The 24,496-nt window shown below is 63.0% G+C and carries 21 protein-coding genes; 8 read left to right on the top strand and 13 right to left on the bottom strand.

Annotated features, from left to right (window positions below; genetic code table 11):
* Positions 1-2: 2 nt before the first annotated feature.
* From rfbD to ACOGXH_RS06610, 7 genes are all read right to left on the bottom strand, one after another.
* Positions 3-848, bottom strand: coding sequence for a dTDP-4-dehydrorhamnose reductase (gene rfbD / locus ACOGXH_RS06640; protein WP_419928322.1), 846 nt, complete (start codon positions 846-848; stop codon positions 3-5).
* 25 nt (positions 849-873) lie between these two features.
* A complete protein-coding gene (gene rfbB / locus ACOGXH_RS06635; RefSeq protein WP_419928321.1) occupies positions 874-1,845 on the bottom strand; it encodes a dTDP-glucose 4,6-dehydratase in 972 nt (323 codons plus the stop codon).
* A gap of 1 nt (position 1,846) precedes the next feature.
* On the bottom strand, positions 1,847-2,413 hold the full coding sequence (locus tag ACOGXH_RS06630; protein ID WP_419928320.1) for a dTDP-4-dehydrorhamnose 3,5-epimerase family protein: 567 nt from the start codon (positions 2,411-2,413) through the stop codon (positions 1,847-1,849).
* Positions 2,414-2,418: 5 nt separating this feature from the next.
* Positions 2,419-3,519 carry a glucose-1-phosphate thymidylyltransferase gene (locus ACOGXH_RS06625; protein WP_419928319.1) on the bottom strand — a complete coding sequence of 367 codons (1,101 nt, stop codon included), beginning with the start codon at positions 3,517-3,519 and terminating at the stop codon, positions 2,419-2,421.
* Between the two features lie 93 nt (positions 3,520-3,612).
* Positions 3,613-4,869 (bottom strand): hypothetical protein, encoded by a 1,257-nt coding sequence (locus tag ACOGXH_RS06620; protein ID WP_419928318.1) that lies wholly within the window; start codon positions 4,867-4,869, stop codon positions 3,613-3,615.
* A gap of 73 nt (positions 4,870-4,942) precedes the next feature.
* The gene (locus tag ACOGXH_RS06615) at positions 4,943-6,586 is read right to left on the bottom strand and encodes a hypothetical protein (protein WP_419928317.1); all 1,644 of its coding nucleotides are present in this window, start codon (positions 6,584-6,586) and stop codon (positions 4,943-4,945) included.
* A gap of 80 nt (positions 6,587-6,666) precedes the next feature.
* Positions 6,667-8,562, bottom strand: coding sequence for a hypothetical protein (locus ACOGXH_RS06610; RefSeq protein WP_419928316.1), 1,896 nt, complete (start codon positions 8,560-8,562; stop codon positions 6,667-6,669).
* 74 nt (positions 8,563-8,636) lie between these two features.
* Between ACOGXH_RS06610 and ACOGXH_RS06605 the strand changes: the two genes are divergently transcribed.
* On the top strand, positions 8,637-10,025 hold the full coding sequence (locus ACOGXH_RS06605; RefSeq protein WP_419928315.1) for a phospholipid carrier-dependent glycosyltransferase: 1,389 nt from the start codon (positions 8,637-8,639) through the stop codon (positions 10,023-10,025).
* Positions 10,026-10,043: 18 nt separating this feature from the next.
* On the opposite strand, the gene ACOGXH_RS06600 is transcribed toward ACOGXH_RS06605, so the two are convergent.
* From ACOGXH_RS06600 to ACOGXH_RS06590, 3 genes are read right to left on the bottom strand one after another with little or no spacing between them, the layout of a single operon-like run.
* Positions 10,044-11,066 (bottom strand): Gfo/Idh/MocA family protein, encoded by a 1,023-nt coding sequence (locus tag ACOGXH_RS06600; protein WP_419928314.1) that lies wholly within the window; start codon positions 11,064-11,066, stop codon positions 10,044-10,046.
* On the bottom strand, positions 11,063-12,118 hold the full coding sequence (locus ACOGXH_RS06595) for a DegT/DnrJ/EryC1/StrS family aminotransferase (RefSeq protein WP_419928313.1): 1,056 nt from the start codon (positions 12,116-12,118) through the stop codon (positions 11,063-11,065). Before ACOGXH_RS06595 ends, ACOGXH_RS06600 begins: the two co-directional genes overlap by 4 nt.
* Positions 12,115-12,708 carry an acyltransferase gene (locus ACOGXH_RS06590; protein WP_419928312.1) on the bottom strand — a complete coding sequence of 198 codons (594 nt, stop codon included), beginning with the start codon at positions 12,706-12,708 and terminating at the stop codon, positions 12,115-12,117. Before ACOGXH_RS06590 ends, ACOGXH_RS06595 begins: the two co-directional genes overlap by 4 nt.
* Before the next feature lie 140 nt (positions 12,709-12,848).
* Here ACOGXH_RS06590 and ACOGXH_RS06585 point away from each other — a divergent pair, with 140 nt between their 5' ends.
* Together ACOGXH_RS06585 and ACOGXH_RS06580 are read left to right on the top strand one after the other, a co-directional pair.
* Positions 12,849-13,550, top strand: coding sequence for a glycosyltransferase family 2 protein (locus tag ACOGXH_RS06585; protein ID WP_419928311.1), 702 nt, complete (start codon positions 12,849-12,851; stop codon positions 13,548-13,550).
* The gene (locus ACOGXH_RS06580) at positions 13,547-13,912 is read left to right on the top strand and encodes a DUF2304 domain-containing protein (RefSeq protein WP_419928310.1); all 366 of its coding nucleotides are present in this window, start codon (positions 13,547-13,549) and stop codon (positions 13,910-13,912) included. Before ACOGXH_RS06585 ends, ACOGXH_RS06580 begins: the two co-directional genes overlap by 4 nt.
* 3 nt (positions 13,913-13,915) lie before the next feature.
* Here ACOGXH_RS06580 and moeB read toward each other — a convergent pair whose 3' ends face one another.
* Both moeB and ACOGXH_RS06570 read right to left on the bottom strand, forming a co-directional pair.
* Positions 13,916-15,079: a molybdopterin-synthase adenylyltransferase MoeB gene (gene moeB / locus ACOGXH_RS06575; protein ID WP_419928309.1), complete on the bottom strand. Its 1,164-nt coding sequence runs from the start codon at positions 15,077-15,079 to the stop codon at positions 13,916-13,918.
* A gap of 115 nt (positions 15,080-15,194) precedes the next feature.
* A complete protein-coding gene (locus tag ACOGXH_RS06570) occupies positions 15,195-15,968 on the bottom strand; it encodes an SIR2 family NAD-dependent protein deacylase (RefSeq protein WP_419928308.1) in 774 nt (257 codons plus the stop codon).
* Between the two features lie 107 nt (positions 15,969-16,075).
* On the opposite strand from ACOGXH_RS06570, the gene ACOGXH_RS06565 reads away from it, so the two are divergent.
* From ACOGXH_RS06565 to ACOGXH_RS06550, 4 genes are read left to right on the top strand one after another with little or no spacing between them, the layout of a single operon-like run.
* Positions 16,076-16,501 carry a hypothetical protein gene (locus ACOGXH_RS06565; protein ID WP_419928307.1) on the top strand — a complete coding sequence of 142 codons (426 nt, stop codon included), beginning with the start codon at positions 16,076-16,078 and terminating at the stop codon, positions 16,499-16,501.
* A gap of 24 nt (positions 16,502-16,525) precedes the next feature.
* Entirely contained in the window at positions 16,526-17,710 is a 1,185-nt protein-coding gene (locus tag ACOGXH_RS06560) for a hypothetical protein (RefSeq protein WP_419928306.1), read from the top strand.
* A 52-nt stretch (positions 17,711-17,762) separates the two neighbouring features.
* Complete coding sequence (locus ACOGXH_RS06555) at positions 17,763-18,950, top strand: hypothetical protein (protein WP_419928305.1); 1,188 nt, start codon at positions 17,763-17,765, stop codon at positions 18,948-18,950.
* 3 nt (positions 18,951-18,953) lie between these two features.
* Positions 18,954-19,469: a MauE/DoxX family redox-associated membrane protein gene (locus ACOGXH_RS06550; protein WP_419928304.1), complete on the top strand. Its 516-nt coding sequence runs from the start codon at positions 18,954-18,956 to the stop codon at positions 19,467-19,469.
* Here ACOGXH_RS06550 and ACOGXH_RS06545 read toward each other — a convergent pair.
* Complete coding sequence (locus tag ACOGXH_RS06545) at positions 19,429-20,901, bottom strand: leucyl aminopeptidase (protein WP_419928303.1); 1,473 nt, start codon at positions 20,899-20,901, stop codon at positions 19,429-19,431. The genes ACOGXH_RS06550 and ACOGXH_RS06545 overlap by 41 nt on opposite strands.
* Before the next feature lie 82 nt (positions 20,902-20,983).
* On the opposite strand from ACOGXH_RS06545, the gene metH reads away from it, so the two are divergent.
* Complete coding sequence (metH, locus tag ACOGXH_RS06540; protein WP_419928302.1) at positions 20,984-24,487, top strand: methionine synthase; 3,504 nt, start codon at positions 20,984-20,986, stop codon at positions 24,485-24,487.
* The last annotated feature ends 9 nt before the right edge of the window (positions 24,488-24,496 follow it).

The following is a 24,496-nucleotide window of genomic DNA, read 5'->3' as shown; positions in this document are numbered from 1 at the left end:
AATTAGCCCATATATTCGCTTATCAGGCGAGCCAGGGACTCTCGGTAATCGCTGGGAATGGGGATGCTGGCCAGCATCAGCGCCCGGTTTTCCAACACCGAGTTGGCCGGACGGGGGGCCGCCAGGGGGGGATCCAGCTCCGCAGTCTTGATGGGCTCCACCCGGTCGGGATCATGGCCAGCGGCAGTCATGACCTCTCGGACGAACTCATACCATGACACATCTCCCTGGTTGGTCACATGGAAAAGCCCAGGAGATCGGTCCACGCACAGCCGTTCGATCACCGCGGCCACATCGGGAGCGAACGACGGTGAGCCCCGCTGGTCGCTTACAAATCGCAGGGGTCCGCCCTCGGCGGCTAGACGGAGCACGGTAGTCACCACGTTGGAACCATGGCGGCCGCACAGCCACGAGGTCCGCACCACCGTGGCCGCTGAACCGGCCTCCTGCTCGCCGGCCAGCTTGCTGGCGCCATAGACCGACCGGGGATCGGGCTGGTCCCATTCGTGGTAGGGCTCGGCTTTGTCGCCGGAGAACACGTAGTCGGTGGAGACGTGGCACAAGTGGACGTCGAAACGGCGGGCGGCTTCAGCCAAATGGCGTACCGCCCAGGAGTTGACCTCATAGGCCCGCTCGGCATCGGTCTCACAGGCATCCACCGCCGTATAGGCCGCACAATTGACCAGCACATCGGGTCGGACAGAGCCCACTACACCGATTACTTGGTCTCGGCGGGAGACATCCAATTCTCGGCGGCTTACGGCAACGACCTCGTGGACCGAAGCAGCGAACTGCGCGGTCACCTCTTGGCCAAGCTGTCCGGCTGCACCGGCTACCAGCACCCTCATCGCCTTGCCCCCCTCGACAATCTCATCATCCCGCCGTCGCAATTGCCTGCTTCAGCGGCTCCCACCACCAACGGTTGTCCCGGTACCACACCACGGTGGCGGCCAGAGCCTCATCAATTTCCCGCTTTGGCGACCAACCCAGGCCACCGATCTTGGCCGCATCCACCGAATAGCGCCGGTCGTGACCTAGCCGGTCGTCCACGTAGCGGATGAACGATTCGTCCCGACCGCACAACACCAGCAGCCGTTCGGTCAGGTCCCGGTTGGTGAGCTCATTGCCTCCGGCGATGTTGTAGATCTCCCCCGACTGTCCCTGGCGAAGCACCAAGTCGATGGCTGCACAGTTGTCGTCCACATGGCACCAGTCCCGCACATTCAAGCCGTCGCCGTACAAGGGCACCGCCAGTCCGTCGAGGAGGTTGGTGGTGAACAGGGGAATCAGCTTTTCCGGGTGCTGGTAGGGCCCAAAGTTGTTGGTGGTTCGAGTGATGGCCACCGGCAAGCCGAAGGTCTCCCCATAGGCCAGCGCGATCAAGTCGGCCCCGGCCTTGGACGCCGAGTAGGGCGAGCGGGGTTCCAGCCGGTCGGTCTCGGCGAAGGAACCTTCGTCGATCGACCCGTACACCTCGTCGGTGGAAACCTGCACCAGCTTGCCCACCTCCAGCTGTCGGGCCGTGTCGCATACCACGTTCGTACCATCGCAGTTGGTGCGCACGAAGGCATCGGGGCCGACTATGGAGCGGTCCACATGGCTCTCTGCCGCGAAGTGGACCACCGCATCACAGCCCGCCATGGCCTCGACCACCTCGTCGCGGTCGCACACGTCGCCATGGATGAACTCAAAGCGGGGATCGTCTTCAAAGTCCCCCAGGTTGTCGCGGTTGCCGGCATAGGTGAGGGCGTCGTACACCACCACCGCATCGTCGGTATGGGCCAGCAGCCATCGCACGTAGTTCGACCCAATAAATCCGGCGCCCCCGGTGATCAGCAGTTTCATGTCACGTCTGAGGGCCGAAACGGGGAATCAGGTGATCGGGGACTTCGGACCGGCGGGGATTCGACTGGTCGCGGACCGAGAGGATGGGGCTGTCCACGCCCCAATCGGCGCCGATCTCCGGATCGTCCCACGCCACCCCCAGCTCGTCAGCCGGGTTGTAGTAGCCGTCAACCAAATAGGTGATGGTCATGTCCGACAGAGCGGCAAACCCATGGGCCACACCCGGAGGTATATACACCCCTCGGTGGTGGTTGACTCCGTCGGGCTCGGTCCCCAAGGGAAGCGCCACCGTCTGCCCGTCGGTGGGTGAGCCCGATCGAAGATCGTGCAGCACCACCCGGGCCTGTCCCACCGGCACATACCAGTAGTCGGCTTGATGCAGGTGGTAGTGCAGCCCAACCACCGAGCCGGATCGCCGGTCGCCCCGATTAGCCTGGATCATCTCCTGGACACCGGGAATCCACTCCCGGCGGTAGGTCTCCACAAACACACCCCGCTCGTCACCGTGGATATCGGGAGAAACGATGAATGCGCCAGCAATCGCCTCACAGGGGCTTACCGCAGCCACTTGCTCTATCCCAGCTCGAGATTGGAGTGGTCGCCCAGCATCAGCCGAGATGCCTGACGGCGCTCCGGAGAGCGGGTCACCTGCACATGCTGGCCGATGAGGGAGTCGGTAATTCGGTTTGTTCCATCGATGCAGCAGCCCTCGAGCACAACGGAGTGATCCAACTCGGCGTCGGTGATCACGCATTCGTCGCCGATGGAGGTATAGGGGCCGATGAAGGTGTTCTCAATGCGGGTGTTCGCTCCGATCACCGCCGGACCTCGAATGGTGGATTTCACGATCTTGGCTCCTTCTGACACCACCACTCGCCCCTCGACCTTCGAGGCATCGTCCACCGCTCCGTCTACCCGGCGAGCCACGGTGTCAAGCACCAGTCGATTGCATTCCAGCAGCGGATCCTTCTTGCCGGTGTCGATCCACCAACCCTCCAGAAGTTGATGGCGCACTCGGCTGCCATTCTGAATGAGCCAGTCGATGGCATCGGTGATCTCCAGCTCGCCCCGGGCCGAAGGCTCGATGGCCGCCACCGCGTCATGGATGCATGAGTCGAAGATGTACACACCCACCAAGGCCAGGTTGGAGGGCGGATCGGTGGGCTTTTCCACCAAGTTGACTACGTCGCCATCGGGACCGATTTCAGCCACTCCGAACGATGACGGATTGTCGACTGGGGTAAGCAGTATCTGGGCACGGCTCGGTCCCGCGTCGCCCATCAGGCTGGGTGTCTGCTCCCTCGACTTCTCGAAACTCTCGACGAATTCAGCCAGGCCCTGCTCCAGCATGTTGTCACCCAGATACATGACGAAGCAGTCGTCGCCCAAGAAGTCTCGGGCGATGAGCACGCAGTGGGCTAACCCGAGTGGAGCCCTTTGGCGGATGTAGGTCACGCTCACACCGAATCTCGAACCGTCGCCCACCGCATCCCGTATCTCCTGGTGGGTGTCGCCCACCACGATGGCGATGTCGGTGATCCCCGCGGCAGCCATATCCTCGATCCCATAGAACAGCACCGGCTTATTGGCGATAGGCACCAATTGCTTGGCCCGGGTGTGGGTGAGCGGACGCAGCCTGGTCCCCTCACCCCCCGACAAGATCAACCCCTTCATTCGCTTCTCAGTGTACGACCCCTCCGGCGGCGCCGTACTAGCAACAAGCCTCCTCGCACTGGGGCGAGCGGCCCGCGTCGGGATGGCTGAGGTTCAGCCTGCGACTGCCACTCCGCTCAACATCGCGCCCGCCGTGGCCAGCGCCAGCGCACCTACCAAGGCTCGGGCAATTGCCTTGCGCCGCAGCACCGGCGCTATCGCCGCCGCGGCAAGAGGCAAAATGGCGAGGGCATATCTCCCAGGCACCGGGGGGTCGCGCGACAGGGTCAGGTAACTGGCAATGAGCGTCAAAACTCCCATCCCAGCCATGGCGGCGAAGACCCCTCCGACCAGAGCTCGATAAGGCGATCGGGCCGCGGTGACCGCGACGGCGACTCCCAGTATTCCCAGCAATCCCACGTCAGCGATCCCTCCCAGCGGGGCCAGCAGATCGCGGGGCAAACCATCAGGAATCCACTGGTTCCGAAATGGAGTCAACGTTGCCCGCAGCATTCCGGCGATCGAAGTCCAATGGAAGGAGTCAAAACGCTGGTGCAGGAACAAAGGCAGGTCTCTCTCCGCAGCAAGCCCGCGATGGCCTTGCCACCATTGCCAGATCAACAGCGACCCCAAGCTCACCAAGATCGAGCCAAGCGCGGCTCCCAGCCGCTCTCGCTGCTTTGCCCAATTCTGTCGGTCCCGCTCTTGCCACGCCCTGATGCCCAGGTACACCACCAGCACTCCCACCGCGGACACATTCGTCAGCTTGAGCCACACCGCCACGCCCGAGCCAATGGGCACAGACCACCACGGCCATCGGCCCATTTCCCACTTCAGCAAGGCCACCAGCACCACACCCCCTGCCATCATCGCGGTGGCATCTGGATTCAAGAAGGCCGAGGCGTCCACCACCACTGGAGATACCCCGAGAAGCCCCACTATTCCGGCTCGGCCCCAGACGCCCAGCCCCACCAAGCCCAACGCATACCACAGCAAACCCAGACCAGCTGCCAGCCACGCCACGCCCACCAGCCGATACGCCACCAAGGGACTGTCCACCCCGGGCAAGAGCAGCACTACCTCCCCTGCCAGTGCCGTCGCCGAGTAGTACGCCGGCGTATGGGGATAGGCCGAGTTGTACCCCTCGGTATTGGACAGAGAGGGATCGGGTTGGGGGTGCCCGCACTCAGGCAAAAGGGGGGTTCCCAGCTCCCATCCCGGCACGCCGATCCCGCGACATGACACCACTCGCATGGCCTCTTGCCCCAACTGCTCGCCGACACGGATGCCCGCCGAAGGAGACTTCAGCACGTAGTCAAGATGCTGAAGCTCATCTACCGGAGAAAGCGCCGGGTGGTCTCGCACTTGCATCGCCGCAATCCCCACAACCACGACCAAGACGCCGACGAGGACAGCCGCAGGGGCACTCAGGAATGAAAGGGCCCTATTCAACTTCGCAACCCCCGGGTACGAGATGCTGGTCGGTCTCGAATTGACACCGGTACACGGCGAGCAACTCTTCCAACTCGCCGATAAGCCGCTGTTGATCGGCAATCAAGAGCTCTGGAGCCTCGAGCAACCCCCCTAATTCGCCGATGAGTTGGCGTTGTTCGGAGATGGTCTGGTCTCGGGCTTGGACCAAGTCCTCAAGATCGGCGATGAGCCGCTCCTGCATACCAATCAATTGCTCTGAGTCCTCAAACAAGTCTTCTAGGTCGGCGATGAGTCGCTGTTGATCGGCAATCAACATCTCTCGGGCCAGCTCCTGGGACACCTCGAAGTCTGCGGTGGATGAGGACGAGGTGATCACTCCGTAGGAAATTGCCGCGCAAGTGATGAGGGCGAGGGCAACGGTCATCGCTCGTGCGAGGGCGATTTGCCGCAGAGCCGGGGCAATTGCGACGGCGCCAAACGGCAATATGGCCAGGCCGTAGCGGGCGGGAGTGAGCTGGAAGTAGTTGTATCCCGCGGCATAGGTGCTCAACATCGTGACCAAGCCGGCACCGATCATGGCGGTCACCACTGCCGCGACGAGATGGCGGTGGGTGGACCTTGAGGCGGCAACGGCCAAGGTCGCCCCCATCATGACCACCAAGCCGACGTCGGCAATCCCGGTGACCGGGGTGAGGACATCCCAGGTTTGCAGCCAATTGTCGCGAAATGGGGTGAACACCGCCCGGAGTTCGTCGTCAACCTGCTGCCATTGAAACCCGCTCTTTCCCCAGGTGACTTGATGAATGGGCAGATCGTCGACATCGGCAAGCTTGCGGCTGTTTTGCCAGACCTGCCAGCCAATCACCGAACCGATAGTGACGGCAAAGGACCAGGCCGCGGTGATCAGCAGATCGCCCCTTTGGTCCCGGTCCCTCCAGGCTCTGTAGACCAGGTACACCACAAGGGTGCCGACGGCCATGGCGTTGTTGAAATTCAACCAGACGACTACTGCGGCCACTATCGGAACAGACCACCACCTCCATCGGCCCAATTCCCAGAGCATCAGTGCCACCAGCAGCAGAGCGCCCCCCACAAGCTGGACATTGCCGGGATGCACGGAGGCGGACAGGTACACCACCGCGGCCGGGGCTCCTAGCAGGCTGACGACTGCTGCTTTGACCACGACTCCTATTCCCGCGAGGGTCAGCGCGTACCACAGCAACGTCATGCCGACGGCCATCCATACCGTCCCGGTTAGCCGATAGGCGGTCAACGGGTCGTCTACTCCCGGGACCCAAGAAAACACCTTGCCCCCCACCCAGGTGAGCGAGAAATACCCGGGCGGATGTTGGAAGGCGACGTTGTACCCCTGCTGCCAGAGCTGATTGGGGTTGGGCTGAGGATCGTCGCAATCTGGGATGAGCACTTCAGGCCAAGCTTCGATGCCTTTGCAGGCAGCGGTGCTCGTCGCCTCCGCTCCCACTTGCTCGCCGATGCGTAGTCCCAGTGATGGAGACTTCGCCACATAGTCCAAGTAATAGATCTCGTCCACTCCCAACTGAGGATGGATGCGGAACTGCTGCACCGACAGGCCGACGAACAACGCAATCAGGCCAACGAGCACCAACCGATCGCGGCGAACACGGGGGTTCACCCCAACCTCCTGTCGACCAAGAAAAGCCTGCTCAGCCATAGTCTCGCAGGTGTCTCATCGCTAGAGCCGCCCGCAAAGTGTCATGGCTTGGTGCGGCAGACGGTCTCCACCGTGCCCTCGACATTCCAGCCGTCGGGATTGCCCGCCTGCACATACAGCACGCCGTCGGTGTTCGGCTTGGCTCCGTCAATGGTCTTGGACAGACGGGTGAACTCAAACCAAGGATGGGCCGCATCCCACCTGATCCGGTACCAAGTGGCGTCTTCCACCGGATCCCAGGACCAGGTGTATGACGTGGACGTGGTGGTGCAAGTCACGTCCGGCCGGCCGTAAGGGGCAGTCCGACAGGTCTTACTGCCAGATGGGCCGCTATCCCACCTATCGGCGCTTCCGGCCTGGACGTACAACACCGCATCGGTGTTGGCCGGCTGGTCTGCCAAGACCAAGGTTGTGCCATCGTGCTCTTCCCACGACCAGCCGTCGAAGCTCACCCTATAGACGGTGTCCTCGTCCACCTCGTTCCAGCGCCAGAAATAGGAAGTCGAGGTTGTGGAGCACCACACCCCCATATTCGTCTCGTTGTCGGGCGACACAGCAATGGCGGGCTGGGGCCCGTACCACAGCACACCCGACAACATGGCGGCCGCGGTCACGATGGCGACGGTGCCAATCGCTGCCCGGGCGAAGACGTGGCGGCGCAAAACCGGTGCGAATGCGGCGGCGGCAAACGGAAGAATAGCCAGGCCATAGCGGGAAGGGGCAAGAACGTCGAGACCCAAGGCAGAATAGAACGAGAGCATGGTGACGATGCCCATGCCCACCATGGCCGCAAACACCCCCGCTGCCAGGGCCCGGTAGGCCGATTTGGCCATCGTGAACGCCACCGCGACGCCCAGCATCCCGATGAGGCCGACGTCCATCACCCCGCCCAGCGGAGAAAGCAGGTTCCCCGGCAGGCCCTCGGGGATCCACTGATCCCGAAAGGGTGTGAGCACGGCGCGGAGCTGGTCGTCCACAGAAGTCCATTGAAATGAATCGTGGCGCTGAAGGGTGAGCACCGGCAGGTCTCTCTCGTCGTCCAATTGGCGGTGGCCCTGCCACACTCTCCATGCAAGCACCGAGGCAACAGTGACCAGAATCGAGGTGGACAGCACCCACAGTCTCTCCCTTAGCCTGGCTTGATTCCGCTGGTCGCGCTGCTGCCAAATCCGGAACGCCAGATAGACGACGAGGACTCCCACCGCCGGGGAGTTGGTCAACTTCAACCACACCGCCACCGCCGCAGCTAGAGTCACCGACCACCACGGCCAACGTCTTGACTCCCACTTCAACAACGCGAGCAGCACCACTCCGCCCCCCAAGATGGCGGTGCCATCTGGATTTAGCATTGCTGAAGCGTGAACAACGACCGGGGACACGCCGAAGAGTCCCACCACCGCGGCCCGGCCCCATACGCCGACGCTCACCAGGCCCAGCGCATACCAAACAACGGCCAGCCCTGCCGCCAACCACACCGCCCCCACCAGCCGATAGGCCACCAGGGAGCTGTCGATCCCCGGGAGGCGCAGCAGCGCTTTACCGCCCAGCGCGGTCGCCGAGTAGTACACCGGCGTGTGCAGGTACGCCGTGTTGTACCCGTTGGAATGAGACCGGGTTGGGTCAGGAAGCGGGTCGCCGCACTCAGACAGCAGCGGAGTGCCGGGCTCCCAACCTGGCAGGTCGATCCCTCGGCAGGCCACGACCCTCATGGCCTCGAGCCCATATTGCTCGCCGATTCGCACCCCGGCGGACGGGGCCTTCAGCGCGTAGTCGAAGTGCTGAAGCTCGTCCACCCGGGAGAGCTGCGGGTGATCTCGAACCTGCAATCCCACAATTGCCACGACCACTGCCAACACGCCAGCCAGCAACAACGTCGACCGCCAGTGCAACGACAGCCACTCCCGGGCACGGTCGAATGCAGCCGCTGGGCCTGTCACCCACAAAGGCGTAGCACATCTGCCCCCGCAAGTACTGCCAAGTGATTCCCCATTGGCGGGTCTACGCTTGGCCAATGCCGACTTTGAGCCGCGACCGTGCAGCCCTAGCCGCTTTGCTGGTCGCGGTGGCAGTTCTGGTGGGATTGCACGTTCGCGACCACCAGGCCCTGTCCCATATCGACGAGCTCCAACACATGGACTATGCCCTCAAGTCGCCGTTCCATGTGCCTCGCCATGGTGACTCCATCGGACAAGAAGCCATGGAGGAGACCGCCTGCCGGGGAATCGACTACCCGTTGAGGCTGTCGATTGACGCTCTAAACGACTGGCTTCACCTAACCGGCGAACAGGGAGTAGCCACCCTCGTTCCCGAGAGCGTTCCCCGGGTCAAGCTTCCACCTTGCAGGTCGCTGCTGCTAGCTCCAGACCAATTCCCCAACTGGGGGCTCAACACTGCATCCACCCATCCTCCGGTGTACTACACAACCTCCGCGCTGGCCGGTGAGGTCTTCGATACGGTCCCCAACGTCGACAGCAGGGCTACGGGGATCAGACTGGCGGGAATCCTGTGGCTAGGTGCGGCTGCGGTGGTCCTTTGGTACCTGCTGGGCAGCCTGGGAGCCTCGACCTGGTCGAAGGCACTCTTGATCGGCTTCTTGGTTGTCTCCCCCCGAGTGCTGCACGAATCCTCCATCATCAACCCTGACTCCACCGCCTTGCTGGGAGGCGCCCTGGTGCTTGCCGCAGTATTGCGATGGGAGGCCGGGAGGGCGCCCGGATGGCTCGTGCCGCTGGCTTCGATGGTTGCTTTGTGGCTCAAGTTCACCAACGCGTTCGCGATAGGTGCGGCTGTTTTGTATCTGGGAGCCCGGGCCTGGCAGCAGCGCGACGGCCTAACCAAGCGGCAACTCCAGCAATGGCTGATCGTCGCCGGAGCCACCGTCATCCTGACTGTGGCATCCGTGATCTCATGGACGGCCTTCCAGGAGGCACGAGGGTTGATCCCGCCAGAGCAGCTGCCAACCAATGCCATTTACCAGGTGAACAGCTTCCAGTGGGAGAGGCTCGGCAATGAGCTATTTTCCGCGCTCACTCCGCTGCGGGATCCATTCATCTCCGACACCCTCCCCCGCTACCTGCTAGAGCCACTGGGCGACCTCTTGAATTGGCTCCTGCTCGCCGGAGTGGGCTCAGTGGCGGTGTTCTCGGCCAAGGGTTCGCAATTCCGGGCCATGGCGGTAGCTGCATTCGCGGCCATGACTGCGACTGGGGTGGTGACAATGGTCACGGCCTATCTCTCGGTAAGCGTCTACTTCGATACGAATCCCCGATACGGCCTGTCGTTGCTACCGATCGCCGTCGCTGCCGTGGTGCCTGTTGTCGACAACCGCTATATACGCTTGTTGATCTCTGCGGTCGTGCTGGCTACGGCCGGGGCTGCCCTGGCTGGAGTCGCAACCTGAGCCCAGGACACGCGGAGGTCACTGCCGACATTCCCCAGCAGGCTCCTGGCCGCTTACTTCCACCGTCGTCCGGGTGTTCGCAGAATGCAAGAGGGCATCGGTCAACTTGATGGCGTTGAGGCCTTCAGAAAGCGAGGCGATTTCGGAGGGGAGCCCGAGCACAGCATCTCGAAATGCACACAGCTCCATCCATAGGGGCTCGTGCTTCTCCAAGGCGTAGCGCTTGATCTCGCCTTCTCTAGCTCCCCGGAACGTGGCGAGCTCATCCCACATCGTTGCGTACCCATGGGCATACAGGGCAAGATCAGCAGTCAGCAGATCAGCGGCCAAGACCCCTCGCTCACCGTTCACAACCACTCTGCGCTCCTTCTGCGGGGTCATCCAGTTGACCAAGTGGTTGACAATCACGCCGCAGTCGAGGCGGCCCACTGCGGCTACGAAGTCCTCACGGTCGCGCCCCGATCGAGATCCGGTATGGGCGCTGAGTGTCTGGTACTCCGACTCCACCACCCATTGGGTCAGATCGAGGTCGTGGGTGGCGAGATCCTTGACAACCCCGACACTCGGTACATTGTCGGGAAGCGGACCCTGTCGACTGGTGGCAATCTGGTAGATCTCACCCAACTCTCCCTCCCCAAGACGGTGCTTGAGGTTCATCAATGCGGGATTGAACCTCTCAACAAGACCGGTTGCCGCCACGACACCAGCAGCTTCGAAGGCATTGACAAGGTTCAGTCCCTCGTCCCAAGTCACTGCCAATGGCTTCTCAATCAGGGTGGCCACGCCGGCGTCAGCAAGCCTGAGTCCAGCTTTCTCGTGCTCCTCTGTGGGTATGGCCACGACGCACATCTGGATATCCAATTCCAGCAGCGCATCCAGGGAAGGAAGCAGAGGTACTCCTCTCGGGCAGTCGGCTGGGTTTCCCAGCGGGTCAGCGGCTCCGACGAATTCGATTCCCTCCAATCCTCCCAAGACGCGAGCGTGGCGGACCCCCATCGCCCCCAGACCCAGAAGGCCAGCCCGAATGGACTCGTTAGTCACGACTCAACAACCTCTGCGACTCGGCCAATATCAGCTTCGCTCAAATGGGGCCCGACGGGGATCGACACAACCGAGGAAGCAGAATTCCTCGCATTGGGCAGTGGGTAGCCGTCATGGCGATAGATCGGAAAATCACTTAGCGGATTGGGATAGTAGACTCGAGCATCAATCCCTGCTGTCTTCAGTCGGGTTAGCAAGGTATCGCGGTCCGAACTCGACAGCGTGTACTGATGGTAGACGTGCTGAACATCTGGCATCACTGTGGGGGTGCGGTGTTTCGTGATCAAGGCATCATACAGTCGAGCATTCCTTATGCGCTGTTCCGTCAATTCAGGCAATCTACTGAGTTGAACTCGACCTATCGCAGCCGCCATAGCGGGCATTCGAAAATTGAATCCAGCTATCTCATACTGATAAGAGGCATTCATGCCTTGATTTCGCATGATCGAGGCCCTTTCCGCCGCTAGTGGATCCTTGAATACCGCCATCCCGCCTTCGCCTGTTGTCATATTCTTGGTTGCGTAAAAGCTAAAGGCGGCAGCGTGTCCAAGTGCTCCGCAGGGGGTTTGCCCGATTCTCGCCGCATGGGCTTGTGCCGCATCTTCAATCACTACCAGACCATTTTCCTCGGCGATCTCTAGCAGTTCCTTCATTGGTGCAGGATGTCCGTAAAGATGTACCGCCAGTATCGCTACAGTGCGAGTTGTAATGCGCTCTCGTACCGAATCTGGGCTGAGACAGTAAGTGAGCGGGTCAATGTCGGCTAATATGGGCGACGCTCCTACCAATAGAACTGCATTTGCCGTTGCCCCAAATGTGAAGCCTGGGACGATGACCTCGTCGCCGCCACCTATTCCCAATCCTGCCAGGCAAGCAATCAGCGCTGAAGTACCAGAATTCACAGCAATGCACGTACGATTTTCGATGACCGCTCCAAATTCTTGTTCGAATCGAACTACCTCCTCTCCCCCAGTGAGCACGCCCGACGAAAGAGCCGATACGGCCGCAGCTATCTCTGCTTCAGAGAGAGACGGTTGTGATATGGGAATCAACTATCAATCCCTTCTAGCCCGTCAACTCCCTCACGGTATGAGTTGCCGCTAGCCGGACAGCGCCATAGGCCGCTTGATTCGGGTAACAACCGGTGACCCGCCTCTCCAACCCAGCCCACTCTTCTGGCCGGAATACCAGTAACCAGAGCGTACGGTTCGACATCCTTAGCCACTACTGCACCAGCGCCAATCATGGCCCACTCTCCAATGGAAATGCCTGCATGGACTATAACCCCTGCACCTATAGACGCCCCTCTTCCGACTCTCGCGCCCTGGCGATTCCAAGAATCTCTACCTATTGTTGACCCGTCTGGCTTGATCGCTCGTGGATTCCGATCATTGATAAAGAAAACATCTGGACCAATGAACACGCCATCGGCAACTTCTGAGGGTCCATATAACCTTGCCGTGTCTTGGATTTTGCAGTTGTCTCCAATCAATACCTCCGAATCCACATAGACCCAGCGTCCAATTGTGCAATTCCGGCCTATTGCAGCGTTAGTTCTTATTACTGCTGCTGGCCAAATGACCGTTCCATCGCCAACGATTGCGCCATCCTCGACTACAGCTTCTGGCTTGATATCAGACATTTCTGCTCTTTTCTGATCCGCTCTCAAGGCCTTCACTTTCAATAGCCAACTCATGAGGGCGAATTGCCGGGTTCTTCTGAAACGGATGCGGAAAGGGAGTCGAACCGAGAACTTTCTAAAGCATCATCTATGCTTCGCCTGTGTCCAGGCTAATCGCCGTGATCCCTGCGTACAACGAGGCCGAAACCATCCAAGGGGTGGTCGCCGACCTCATCGCGACCCGTGACCACGAAATGTTGGTGGTGGTCGTCGACGACGGTTCCGTCGACGACACCGGAACGCTCGCTGCCTCTGCTGGAGCAGTTGTCTTGCGCCAGCCGGTCAACCTGGGGGCGGGGGCAGCCCTACGCCTGGGATTTCGCTATGCCGCTCAAAAGGAGTGGGACACGGCATTGGTCGTGGCTGCCGACGGACAGCACATGGCCGAAGAGATCCCCAATTTGCTCACCCCTCGAAATACTGGTGCGGATCTGGTTGTAGGCAGCCGATTTCATCCCGATTGCACCACTTCGTACCCGGTGTCGCGGCACAGACGAGCAGCCATGAGGCTGGCTAGCAGGATTCTCAGACATCGCCACGGCATCTCCCTAACCGATCCCACTTCGGGATTCTGGGCAATGTCCAGGCCATGCCTGGAGCTGTTCTCCCGACAACTGCCGTCAAGGTTTCTCGATGACACACTGATTGGGCTGTCGTTAGCCGTCCGGGCCGGTCTCCACATTGCAGAAGTGCCCACGGTCATGGTTGTACGCCAGGGTGGGCGGCCGTCCACTAGGGGATTGACCTTGGCCTACCACTACGCCCGAACCCTTCTAGCCATTTCCATTGGAGGTCGATCATGAGCCTCACTGCCCGAATCGTTTCCGCCCTGCTGGCCGCCGTGGTGGTGACCATCATTCTCAAGCTCCAGCGGCGGGGCGGCATGGTTTCCAAGTACGGGCTGTTGTGGATGGCCACTTCGGCAATCATGCTGGTGATGGCTGCTGCCCCCGACGCAGTCGACACGATTGGCGGCTGGCTCGGAGTGGAATACACGCCGTCGCTGGTGTTTATGGCCGCTCTGGGCTTCGTTCTGATCGTGCTCGTGCAGTACTCGTGGGAACTCAGCCGAGTCGAGCAGCGCGTTCAGATCTTGATGGAGGAGGTGGCGCTTCTGCGCCGAGAACTAGAAGACCGGAGCAAGAGTGCCGAGTCAGAGAATTGAGAATTAACCGACTGGGGCAGGGGCGCAGAGCCCGTCGAGTTCCACAACCTGGATCTTGTCCCGGTTCTCCCAAGTGATGGGCTGGTCTGGATCGGGTCGCAGCTTGTACTCCCGGAACGACATCTCGCTGGCGTCGAAGGCCAGCAGCCGCCCAACCAGGGTGTCGCCGTGGCCCAAGATCAACTTGATGGCCTCCAACGCCTGGATCGAGCCCACGATGCCCGGAAGCACCCCCAGCACACCGGCCTCAGCGCAGCTCGGGGCCATCTCAGCCGGAGGAGGCTCTGGGATCATGTCTCGGTAGGTGGGGCCGTTACGGGGATCAAACACCGTGACCTGACCCTCGAACCGGAAGATCGACCCGTGGACCACGGGAATGCCCAGCTTCACCGAGGCGTCGTTGAGCATGTAGCGCACCGGGAAGTTGTCGGCACCGTCCACGATCACGTCGTAGTCCTTGATGATGTCGACGATGTTGTCGGCCCCCAGCCGCACGTCGTAGGTCACCACGTTCACGTCCGGGTTCAAGGCGTTGAGCGTCTTCTTGGCCGAGTCCACCTTGCGGTCCCCCACCCGGTCGACGTTGTGGAGAATTTGGCGCTGGAGATTGGAGGCATCCACCACGTCCATGTCCACGATGCCCACGGTTCCCACCCCCGCCGCGGCCAGGTACAGGGCGGCGGGAGAGCCCAGCCCTCCGGCCCCCAGGCAGAGGACCTTGGCATCCAGCAGCTTGATCTGCCCTTCGGTGCCCACCTCGGGCAGCAGCAGATGGCGGTGGTACCGGTTGCGCTGGTCGGGGGTCAGCGACACCGGCAGCGCCCAGTCCCGGCCCTCGTCCTTCCACTGGTTGAATCCGCCGTCCATGGACACCACGTCGCCGTAGCCCATCTCCTGAAGGGTCTGGGCCGCGAACGCCGAGCGAACCCCGCCCGCGCACATGACCACCACTGGGGCATCCTTGTCCGACAGCCGGTTCTCCACGTTGGGCTCGAGGTTGCCCCGGGGGATGTGGACCGAGCCGGGTATCGCCCCTTGCTCGTACTCGTCAGGCTCTCGAACGTCGAGGAGTACTGCGCCGTTCGACAGCATCTCCTCAGCGCCCGCGGGATCGGTCTCCCGAATCGCGGCCTTGGCCTCTCTCAGCAGATCTCTGAATGTGGTCATGGCCAAAGTCACCTCGATCGTGGCGGGGCACCGGTTCAAGAGTCGGGGGGAATTCCCAATAAATCCTACCGAGTTAGTCCGATTTTACCAATCCCGGACTCACCTTCGGGCTAAGTCATTGGGCAACGATCAACGGCAGCGCCTCGCTGATCGAAGCCGGCACAACTGCGGCGGCCAACCCATCGAACGGGGTGGGCTCCGCATTCACTATCACCACCGAGGCGCCGGCCTGATGGGCGATGGGCACCACGTTGGCGATCGGGTACACGGTGAGGGTGGAACCAACCGCCAGCATCACGTCGCACGCCATAGCGGCCTGCTCCGAACGGTGCAGATCGGCCATCACCAGATTCTGGCCAAAGGAGATGGTGGCCGACTTCAAGATCCCCCCGCAGATACGACAGGGCGGATCGGCCTCCCCCGTCCTCACCCGCTCCAAGGCGTAATCCATGGGGGCGGTGTCGCCGCAGTCCAAACAGCGGACTTTGGACGTGGTGCCGTGGATCTCCACCAACCGGTCCTCAGATGTGCCCGCCGCTCGATGGAGCCCGTCGACGTTTTGGGTGATCACCGTGTGCAGCCTTCCCTGGCGCTCCAACTCCACCAGCGCCCGATGGCCCGGATTGGGCTCCTTGCCCTCCCACATCGATCCTTCGGCCAGCCGCTGCCAGTTGCGCTTGCGCAGCTCGGGGTCGGACACATAGGACGACAGCGTGGCCGTCTTCTCGGCCTCGGGGTTCTTGGTCCACAGCCCCTCCGGACCCCGAAAGTCGGGAATGCCGCTGTCGGTTGAGATCCCCGCTCCGGTGAGCACGACAATTCTCTTCGCGGGATGCAGCACATTCCGGGCCGCCTCGATTTCTTCGCCCAGTTCTTCGATCTGACGCATGAAATTCCTATCTGACCCTTGACAGCATTACATGAAAATAGACAAAATTCACCTAAATCTTCCCCCTTGCATCTGGCAAAGCCCCTGCTGGCAGAAACGATCCTCTCATGACATCCCCCTTCATGCACTCTTCACTCTGGATAGAGCCTTGGCGAGACTCGGTCACCGAGGAATGCGGGCACGATCCCCGATCTAGATACGCGGAGCTTTTCTGGCTGGGAATCATCGGCCCCACCGCTGCCTGGCTCCTACGCCATATGGCTCACGAGTTCGAGAGCTCGCCTGATGGGTTTGAACTCTCCGTAGCCCCCATCGCCCTGCAATTGGGCATCAGCCCCAAAGCGGGCCCACGAGGCGGCATGCACCGCACCCTGCACCGCCTGGTTATGTTCCGGCTGGCCTCGGAGGGCCACGCCGGATATGCCGTCAGGCGCCAATTGCCCCCGCTCAACAACATGCAACTCAAACGGCTGCCCGCCCACCTCCAGCGCACCCACGCCTCCTACTGCTCCCAGCCCAAGTCCGCAGCTTGAAGTGCAGGACACTAGACATACGGAGTGGACAATGAACTGAAAGCTTCCTGGGACCGGCTGTGCGACACCCTGAAGGAGTCGGCCGACTACGTCTTCGACCCCGCACTTGGAGTGGACTCCTCCGAGCAGGCCGAGGGATTGCGCCATCACCTCCGGATGCTTTATTTGGCACTCGACCGAACTCTTGAGAACAACGACCCCGAACATCCCGAACTGGGCTGGACCTATCCCTCGAAATTCGGCCAGGACAACCCCGATGGGCTGTACCAGACCGCGCCGCTGGATTTGAGCCGCACGTACCGTCTCACCGGCCGCATCGACACTGTCCGCTACCTGGGGTTGTCAATACTGAATTTCGTCTCCGGACGAGGAGGCATCACCCAGCAGCTCAACGTGGGCACGCCCGACCTCACCGACATAGGCGGCGGGCGCATCGACGTTGTCTTCAGCCCCGACCCCGACCCCGGCGATCACGTCGGCGACTGGTACCAGGTTGAGCCCGAGTATTCCCGACTGCTGGTTCGTCAGTTCTTCTCCGACTGGGGCGCCGAGAGCCATGCCCAGCTCCACTTGGAGTGCCTCGACGCCACAGCTCCCCCAGCCAGACTCGACCCCGTTCGCACCGCGGCGCTGATCGACGAGGTTGCCAACGAGATCAAAACCGTCCCCAAGTTCTGGACCGACTATGCGGTGGGCTACCGCGACCGGGGCGAGATCAACACATTCGCGCATGTTGAGGGGAAATACAGCGGCGAGGGCCTGGGAGGCAGCGACCAGCAGGCCTACGGAGGGTGCTGGTTCGAAGTGGGCCCCGACGAGGCCCTGCTCCTTGAGGTGACCCCACCGAACTGCCTGTACTGGAACATCCAAGTGGGCGACACCTGGTTCCAGAGCCTCGACTACGTGAACCTTCCCACCACCATGAACGACTCCCAAGCGCGCCTAGACCCCGACGGCGTGCTGCGGGTGGTGGTCTCCCACGTTGACCCCGGCATCCAAAACTGGATGGCCTTAGGCAACTGCCCCCAAGGAGTTCTCACCTACCGGTGGAACAACGCCGACTCCGCGCCAGTGCCTGATCTGAAGCTGATGCCGATGTCCGAGGTCGCCGGCTGCCTCCACCCCGACACCCCCCAAATCAGCGCCGGCGAACGAGACGCGATCAACGCCGAGCGCCGCCGCCACGCCCTGCGCCGCTTCACGAGATAGGCATCAGTCCCTCGTGCTGCCCGAATAGAGGTGTCGCGGCTAGACATACACCGTGGAAAACGAACTGAGGGCTTCCTGGAATCGGCTGTGCGACACCCTGAAGGAGTCTGCCGACTACATCTTCGATCCAAAACACGGGGCTGATGCCTCCGAGCAGGCCGAAGGCCTGCGACATCAGCTGCGCATGTTCTTTTGGGCCTTCGACCGGATCGTGGAGAACAACGATCCCGACCACCCCGAACTGGGCTGGGTGTACCCCTTCAAGGTGGGCCAGGACAATCCCGATGCGATGTACATGACCGCACCAGTGGACCTGAGCCACACTTACCGTCTCACCGGGCGCATCGACACCCTGCGCTACTTGGGGATATCGCTGATGGACCACCGCTTCGGTCGAGGGCGCATCACCCAACTCGTCGACGTCGGCAGTCCCGATCTGACCGACATTGGGGGTGGCCGCATCGACATCATCTTCAGCCCCGACCCCGACCCCGGCGACCACGTCGGCGACTGGTTCCAAGTCGAGCCGCTCGAATCTCGGCTGTTCGTGCGCCAATTCTTCTCCGACTGGGCGGGCGAGAGCCACGGCGACCTGTACTTCGAATGCCTCGACCCGGCCGGTCCACCCGGCCGGCTCGATCCGGTGCGGACTTGCGAGCTGTTCGATGAGTTGGCCCGAGAGGTGGACACCGTCCCCAAGTTCTGGACCGAATTCGCCGGGAATCAGCGCAATCGAGGTCAGATCAACTCCTTCGACCATGTTCCTCCCCACAAGGTGAGTCAGAGCGCCCAGGGAGGAAGCGAAAAGCAGTCCTACGGGCAGTGCTGGTATGAGGTGGGCCCCGATGAGGCCCTGCTGTTCGAGGTGACCCCGCCCGACTGCCTGTACTGGAACATCCAGGTGGGCGATACCTGGTACCAGAGCCTCGACTACATCAACCTCCCAACTACGATGAACGACTCCCAGGCCCGCCTCGATCCCGACGGGGTGCTGCGGGTGGTGATATCCCACCAGGATCCCGGCATCCAAAACTGGATCGCCCTGGGCGGCTGCCCCCAGGGGGCCATCACCTACCGGTGGAATAACGCCGACTCCGCGCCAGTGCCTGAGCTAAAGCTCATGCCGATGTCCGAGATCGACGGCTCCCTCCACCCCGAGACCCCCCGGCTGAGCGCCGACGACCGCGCCGCACTCAACGACGAGCGCCGTCGCCACGCCCTGCGCCGCTTCACGCGTTAGCCCATGGAGTATGCGGCCGCGGTCTATCTGATAGCCGCGGTCCTCTTGGGCGCCGCGGGCGCGGCCAAGGCCGTTGCCCCCGAATCGGCATCGTCCGCTCTGGCCCGGCTTCAGCTCTACCACCGCCCTTGGGCTGTGCGGTTCTTGGGTCTGGTTGAACTCGTGGTGGCGGTCAGCGCGTTCATTGTGGGAGGCATCGTCCCCGCCACCGCTCTCGCCGCGTTGTATGCCGGATTCGCGGTGGTGGCAGCGGCCATGGTGCGCACGGGCTCAGGAGAGCCCTGCGGGTGCTTCGGCCCGGTGGAGATGCCCGCCACATGGCGCCACATGACGGTGAACCTCCTGGCTGTGGTGATCAGCCTGGTGGCGGCCTCGTGGCCCGTGGAGGCCGTGGATCAGCTATTTGAATCCGACCAGTGGCTGCTAGTTCCGTTCTTCGTGGTCGTGGTGGGCGGGGCCTACGGAGTGTTCGCGTGGCTCAGTCGTCCTCCGAAGCCACCGCGGGCGGCTCGAAGTTGACCAGAGCGTCCAAGAGCATGCGAACGCCGAAACCGGTGCCGCCTTTGGCGGTCTCGCCTTCCTCGGAATCGGTGAACGCGGGGCCGGCTATGTCGAGGTGGGCCCAGGGGATGCCTTCCTCCACGAAGTTGGACAAGAACAGCCCAGCGGTCAGCGCGCCGCCGTGGGCCCCGCCGATGTTCTTCATGTCGGCCACCGACGAGTCAAGCTGGGCCTTGTAGTCGTCGGGCAGCGGCAGCCGCCATACCCGCTCACCGGTTCGTTCGGCGGCGTCGGCCAACTGGTCGATCCACCCCTCATTGTTGCCCATGAGCCCGGCCATCTTGGGGCCCAGCGCCACCATGCACGCCCCGGTGAGAGTGGCCAGATCGACTATGGCGTCGGGCTCGGCCCGGCAAGCCACCGACAGGGCATCGGCCAACACCAGGCGGCCCTCGGCGTCGGTGTTAAGCACCTCCACCGTCTTGCCGTTGGCAATGGTCAGCACATCACCGGGTCGGGTGGCGTCGCCTCCCAGCATGTTGTCGGTCATTGGCACGTAGCCGGTGACTTTCACCGGGGGGGCCACCGCGGCGATGGCCGACATTACGCCCAGCACCGCCGCTCCCCCGCTCATGTCGCACTTCATGGTCATCATCCCGGTGCCGGTCTTGATCGACAGGCCGCCGGAGTCGAAGGTCAACCCCTTGCCCACCAGTGCTACCGACCCCCGGCACTCGGCCTCCGCGTCGGGGGCATACGACACCTCCACAAACCGAGGCGGCTGATCCGACCCCCGGTTCACCCCCAGCAGACCGCCCATTTCAGCCTCACGGATGGCGTCCAGATCGAGCACCGATATCTCAAGTCCCTCCCGCTCGGCCATCTCCTCGGCTATCTCCGCAAACCTGGTTGGAGTGAGCGACCCGCCGGGCTCGTTCACCAGATCGCGCGCGAAGCACACCGCCTCGCCCACTCGCCGGCCCTGCTCCAGCGCCTCGGACACCGCCCGGCCCCCCGGACCGATGACGTGCACGTTCTCCAGCTTGTTGGGCTTGTGCTCCGACTTGAAGTCTCCGTAGGTGTAGGCCCCCAGTGTCATCCCCTCGGCCAGTGCGCCCAGCGCATCAGAGCGATCGATGCTGTCGGGCACGGCGTCGAGCACCGACACCGCGATGCGCTTGGCCCGTTTGGCCGACCGGGCCAGCGATGCCGCCGCCCGGCGAATCACCGCGATGGTGATCTTGTCGGCCGGTCCCAGCCCTACCACGGCAATCGGCCGGTCTGGTCCCGACACGATCTCCACCTGACCGGGCTTGGCCTCAAAGCCCCGGCCGCTCAACACCTCCCAGTCCAGCTCGTCGGGCCGCTCGGCATCGCCCCCTGAGCACACCCCCACCGCGTGCAGCTCGGCGCTAGCCGGGATTTTCCTGCCGGTTCGAAACGCGATCACCTGGTCTCCTCAAATCGATACAAGCCCCTGCGATGTTATCCAGCATCAAAACAGCCCCCAACGCAAAGTAGCCTCGCATTCCATGGGTTCCTATGAGGATGCGGCCCAAGAGCGCGTCCTCATCTATGACGGCGCGTTTGGCACCTACGTTCAAGAGCAGCCGCTGAGCGCCGACGACTTCGGCGGTCCCGACTTGGAAGGCTGCAACGAGCTCTTGTGCTTGACCCGGCCCGAGCTCATCGCCGGGATGCACGACTTGTACCTGGGTTTAGGGGTGGACGCAGTGGAGACCGCCACTTTCGGGGCGTTCTCCGTGCCCTTGGCTGAATACGGCATCGCCGACCAGGCCTACGAGATCAACCTGGCCGCGGCCCGCATCGCCAAAGAAGCAGCCCACGGCCACTCGGCCGCCGACCGGCCTAGGTGGGTGGCCGGCTCGGTGGGGCCGGGCACCAAGCTGGCATCGCTGGGCCAAATCCGCTACGCCGAATTGCGCGACGCCTTCGAGGTTCAGGCCCGGGGTCTGCTTGACGGCGGGGTTGACCTGTTCATTATCGAGACCCAGTACGACCTGCTAGGAGCCAAAGCGGCCATCAACGGCTGTCGCCGGGCCATGGCCGTCGTGGGCCGCGATGTTCCGCTGCAAGTGCAGGTCACCATCGAGATGACCGGCCGGATGCTCCCCGGCACCGAGATCGGCGCAGCGCTGGCCGCGCTGGCCCCGTTGGGTCCCGCCGTGTTCGGGTTGAACTGCGCCACCGGCCCCGCCGAGATGGGCGAGCACCTGCGGGTGCTATCGGAGCAGTGCCCGGTGCCGGTGGCCTGCATCCCCAACGCCGGTCTCCCCCAGGTGGTGGACGGCCGCATGCACTACGACGTCGGCCCCGACGAGCTGGCCGACTACTTGGCCCGCTACGTGACCGAGTTGGGAGTGAGCGTGATCGGCGGGTGCTGCGGCACCACCGCCGAGCACCTCCAAGCGGTTATCGACCGCTGCGCCGACCTCGTTCCCGGACCCCGGCCCGGCGCACTGCCCCCTTCGGCCACCTCCATTTACTCCGCAGTGCCCTTCGCCCAGGACACGTCGTTTCTGATCGTGGGCGAACGCACCAACGCCAACGGCTCCCGCAAGTTCCGCGACGCCATGCTGGAGGGCGACTGGGACGGCTGCCTTCAGATCGCCCGAGAGCAGGTGGGCGAGGGCGCCCACCTGCTCGACCTGTGCGTCGATTATGTGGGACGCGACGGCACCACCGACATGGACGAACTGGCCCGCCGGTTCGCCACCGGCGTGGCCGCCCCGCTGGTTCTCGACTCCACCGAGCCCGACGTGATGCAGACCGGCTTGGAGTGGATCGGCGGCCGGGCGGTACTGAACTCGGCCAACCTGGAAGACGGTGAGGGCGAGGGCTCCCGGCTTGACCAGGTGCTGACGCTGGCCCGGGAGTATGGCGCGGCGGTGGTGTGCCTGCTCATCGACGAGGAGGGCCAGGCCCGAGACCTGGAGTGGAAGATGCGGGTGGCCCATCGCCTACACCGACTGGCCGTTGAGCGCTACGGGCTGGCGGCCTCCGACCTGATCTTCGACGCATTGACGTTTCCGCTGTCCACCGGCGACGACGACCTGCGAAAAGACGGCTTGGCCACCATCGAGGCCATCAGGAGGATCAAGGCCGAGCTGCCTGGCACCTACACCACGCTGGGAGTTTCCAACGTGTCGTTCGGGCTGAAGCCCGCCGCCCGCCATGTGCTCAACTCCATGTTCTTACACGAGTGCCTCGAGGCCGGGCTCGACTCGGCCATCGTGCACGCCGGGCGGATCATCCCGTTGAACCGGATAGACCCCCACCATCGAGACGTGTGCCTAGACCTGATCTACGACCGGCGGGGCGCCGGTGGGATCGCGTCGCAGGGCCAGGACGACTACGACCCGCTGACCGAGCTGCTGGCCGCGTTTGAGAACGTGACCGCCGCGGCCACCGTCAAGGAAGACCGCTCCGGCTGGCCGGTGGAGCAGCGTCTGGAACGGCGGATTATCGACGGGGACCGCGACGGGCTGGAGGCCGACCTCGACGAGGCGCTGGAGTCTGCGCCGGCGCTGGACATAGTCAACAACACGCTGTTGGCCGGCATGAAGGTGGTGGGCGATCTGTTCGCCTCCGGCGAGATGCAGCTACCGTTCGTGCTCCAGTCAGCCGAGACCATGAAGACCGCGGTGTCATACCTGGAGCCCCACATGGAAAAGGCCGACGACACCGGGGCCAAGGGCCGGATCGTCCTGGCCACTGTGAAGGGCGATGTCCACGACATCGGCAAGAACCTGGTGGACATCATCTTGACCAACAACGGCTACGAGGTTCACAACCTGGGCATCAAGGTCTCCATAACCGAGATGATCGACCGGGCTCTGGAGGTGGACGCCCACGCCCTAGGCATGAGCGGTCTGCTGGTGAAGAGCACTCTGATAATGCGGGACAACCTGGAGGAGCTGAACACCCGAGACCTCCACCACCTCCCGGTGCTGTTGGGCGGCGCCGCGCTGACCCGCACCTACGTGGAGCGGGACATGCGGGAGACCTATCACGGCCGGGTGTTCTACGGCAAGGACGCCTTCGAGGGCCTGGCGGTGATGGACCGGCTGGGCGAACTGCGCCGCACCGGCACCGAAGATCCCGACTTCGGACGGCGCCCGGGCGGCCGCGACCTGCCCCGCCGGGCCCGCCGTGACGCCGCCGGTGTCGCGGGCGACGAAGTCCCTGACAGGGCGCCATCGGTGGCCACCGACAATCCCGTCTTCGAACCCCCGTTCTTGGGGTCTCGGGTGGTCAAGGGCATTCCCGTGGCCGACATCGCCGAGTATGTGAACGAGACCGCCTTGTTCCGAAACCAGTGGCAGTTCCGTCCCATCGACGGCGAGGACGACCCCGCGTTCAAAGAGCGCATCCGCCCCACGATGCGCGAGCAGCTCGCCTCAGCCATGGCCCAGGGACTGCTGGTGCCCCAAGTGGTGTACGGCTACTTCCCAGTGAACGGGAGCGGTGACGACCTGGTGGTGTGGGACTCCCCCGATCGCACTGCCGAACTCTGTCGATTCCGCTATCCCCGACAGCCCAAGGACCCGCATCTGTGCATCGCCGACTTCTTCCGGCCCGCCGATGGCGACGAGGTGGACTACGCCGCCTTCCACATCGTGACCATGGGAGCCGAGGTATCGAAGGCCACCGCCAAATTGTTCGCCGACAACCGCTACCAGGAATACCTGCTGCTCCACGGCCTCGGGGTGGAGATGGCCGAAGCCCTCGCCGAGCACTGGCACCACCGCATCCGCACCGAATGGGGATTCGCCGATGAGGACGGGCCCACCCTCATCGGCCTGTTCCGCCAGCAGTACCGGGGAGGCCGCTACTCCTGGGGCTACCCCGCCTGTCCCGACCTCGAGGACAATTTCACCGTGGCCCAGCTCCTCGACGCCGACCGCATCGGCATCCAAGTCGGCGAGGAAACCAGCTATCAATACCAGCCCGAGCAAACCACCTCGGCCTTGATCTGCCACCACCCCCAGGCCAAGTACTTCGTGGCCCGCTGAGATGCCGGG

This window comes from Candidatus Poriferisocius sp., assembly GCF_965208355.1.
GTDB lineage: Bacteria > Actinomycetota > Acidimicrobiia > Acidimicrobiales > Bin134 > Poriferisocius.
Note: the sequence above shows the minus strand (reverse complement) of the source record. Positions and strands in the feature narration are given on the sequence as shown.

Excerpts from the sequence above, each read along its gene's own strand:
- ACOGXH_RS06590 (WP_419928312.1), bottom strand. The coding sequence starts at position 12,708 with ATGTCTGATATCAAGCCAGAAGCTGTAGTCGAGGATGGCGCAATCGTT.
- rfbB (WP_419928321.1), bottom strand. The coding sequence starts at position 1,845 with ATGAAACTGCTGATCACCGGGGGCGCCGGATTTATTGGGTCGAACTAC.
- ACOGXH_RS06570 (WP_419928308.1), bottom strand. The coding sequence starts at position 15,968 with ATGCGTCAGATCGAAGAACTGGGCGAAGAAATCGAGGCGGCCCGGAAT.
- ACOGXH_RS06580 (WP_419928310.1), top strand. The coding sequence starts at position 13,547 with ATGAGCCTCACTGCCCGAATCGTTTCCGCCCTGCTGGCCGCCGTGGTG.
- ACOGXH_RS06605 (WP_419928315.1), top strand. The coding sequence starts at position 8,637 with ATGCCGACTTTGAGCCGCGACCGTGCAGCCCTAGCCGCTTTGCTGGTC.
- moeB (WP_419928309.1), bottom strand. The coding sequence starts at position 15,079 with ATGACCACATTCAGAGATCTGCTGAGAGAGGCCAAGGCCGCGATTCGG.
- ACOGXH_RS06565 (WP_419928307.1), top strand. The coding sequence starts at position 16,076 with ATGACATCCCCCTTCATGCACTCTTCACTCTGGATAGAGCCTTGGCGA.
- ACOGXH_RS06625 (WP_419928319.1), bottom strand. The coding sequence starts at position 3,519 with ATGAAGGGGTTGATCTTGTCGGGGGGTGAGGGGACCAGGCTGCGTCCG.
- ACOGXH_RS06620 (WP_419928318.1), bottom strand. The coding sequence starts at position 4,869 with ATGCAAGTGCGAGACCACCCGGCGCTTTCTCCGGTAGATGAGCTTCAG.
- rfbD (WP_419928322.1), bottom strand. The coding sequence starts at position 848 with ATGAGGGTGCTGGTAGCCGGTGCAGCCGGACAGCTTGGCCAAGAGGTG.
- metH (WP_419928302.1), top strand. The coding sequence starts at position 20,984 with ATGGGTTCCTATGAGGATGCGGCCCAAGAGCGCGTCCTCATCTATGAC.
- ACOGXH_RS06550 (WP_419928304.1), top strand. The coding sequence starts at position 18,954 with ATGGAGTATGCGGCCGCGGTCTATCTGATAGCCGCGGTCCTCTTGGGC.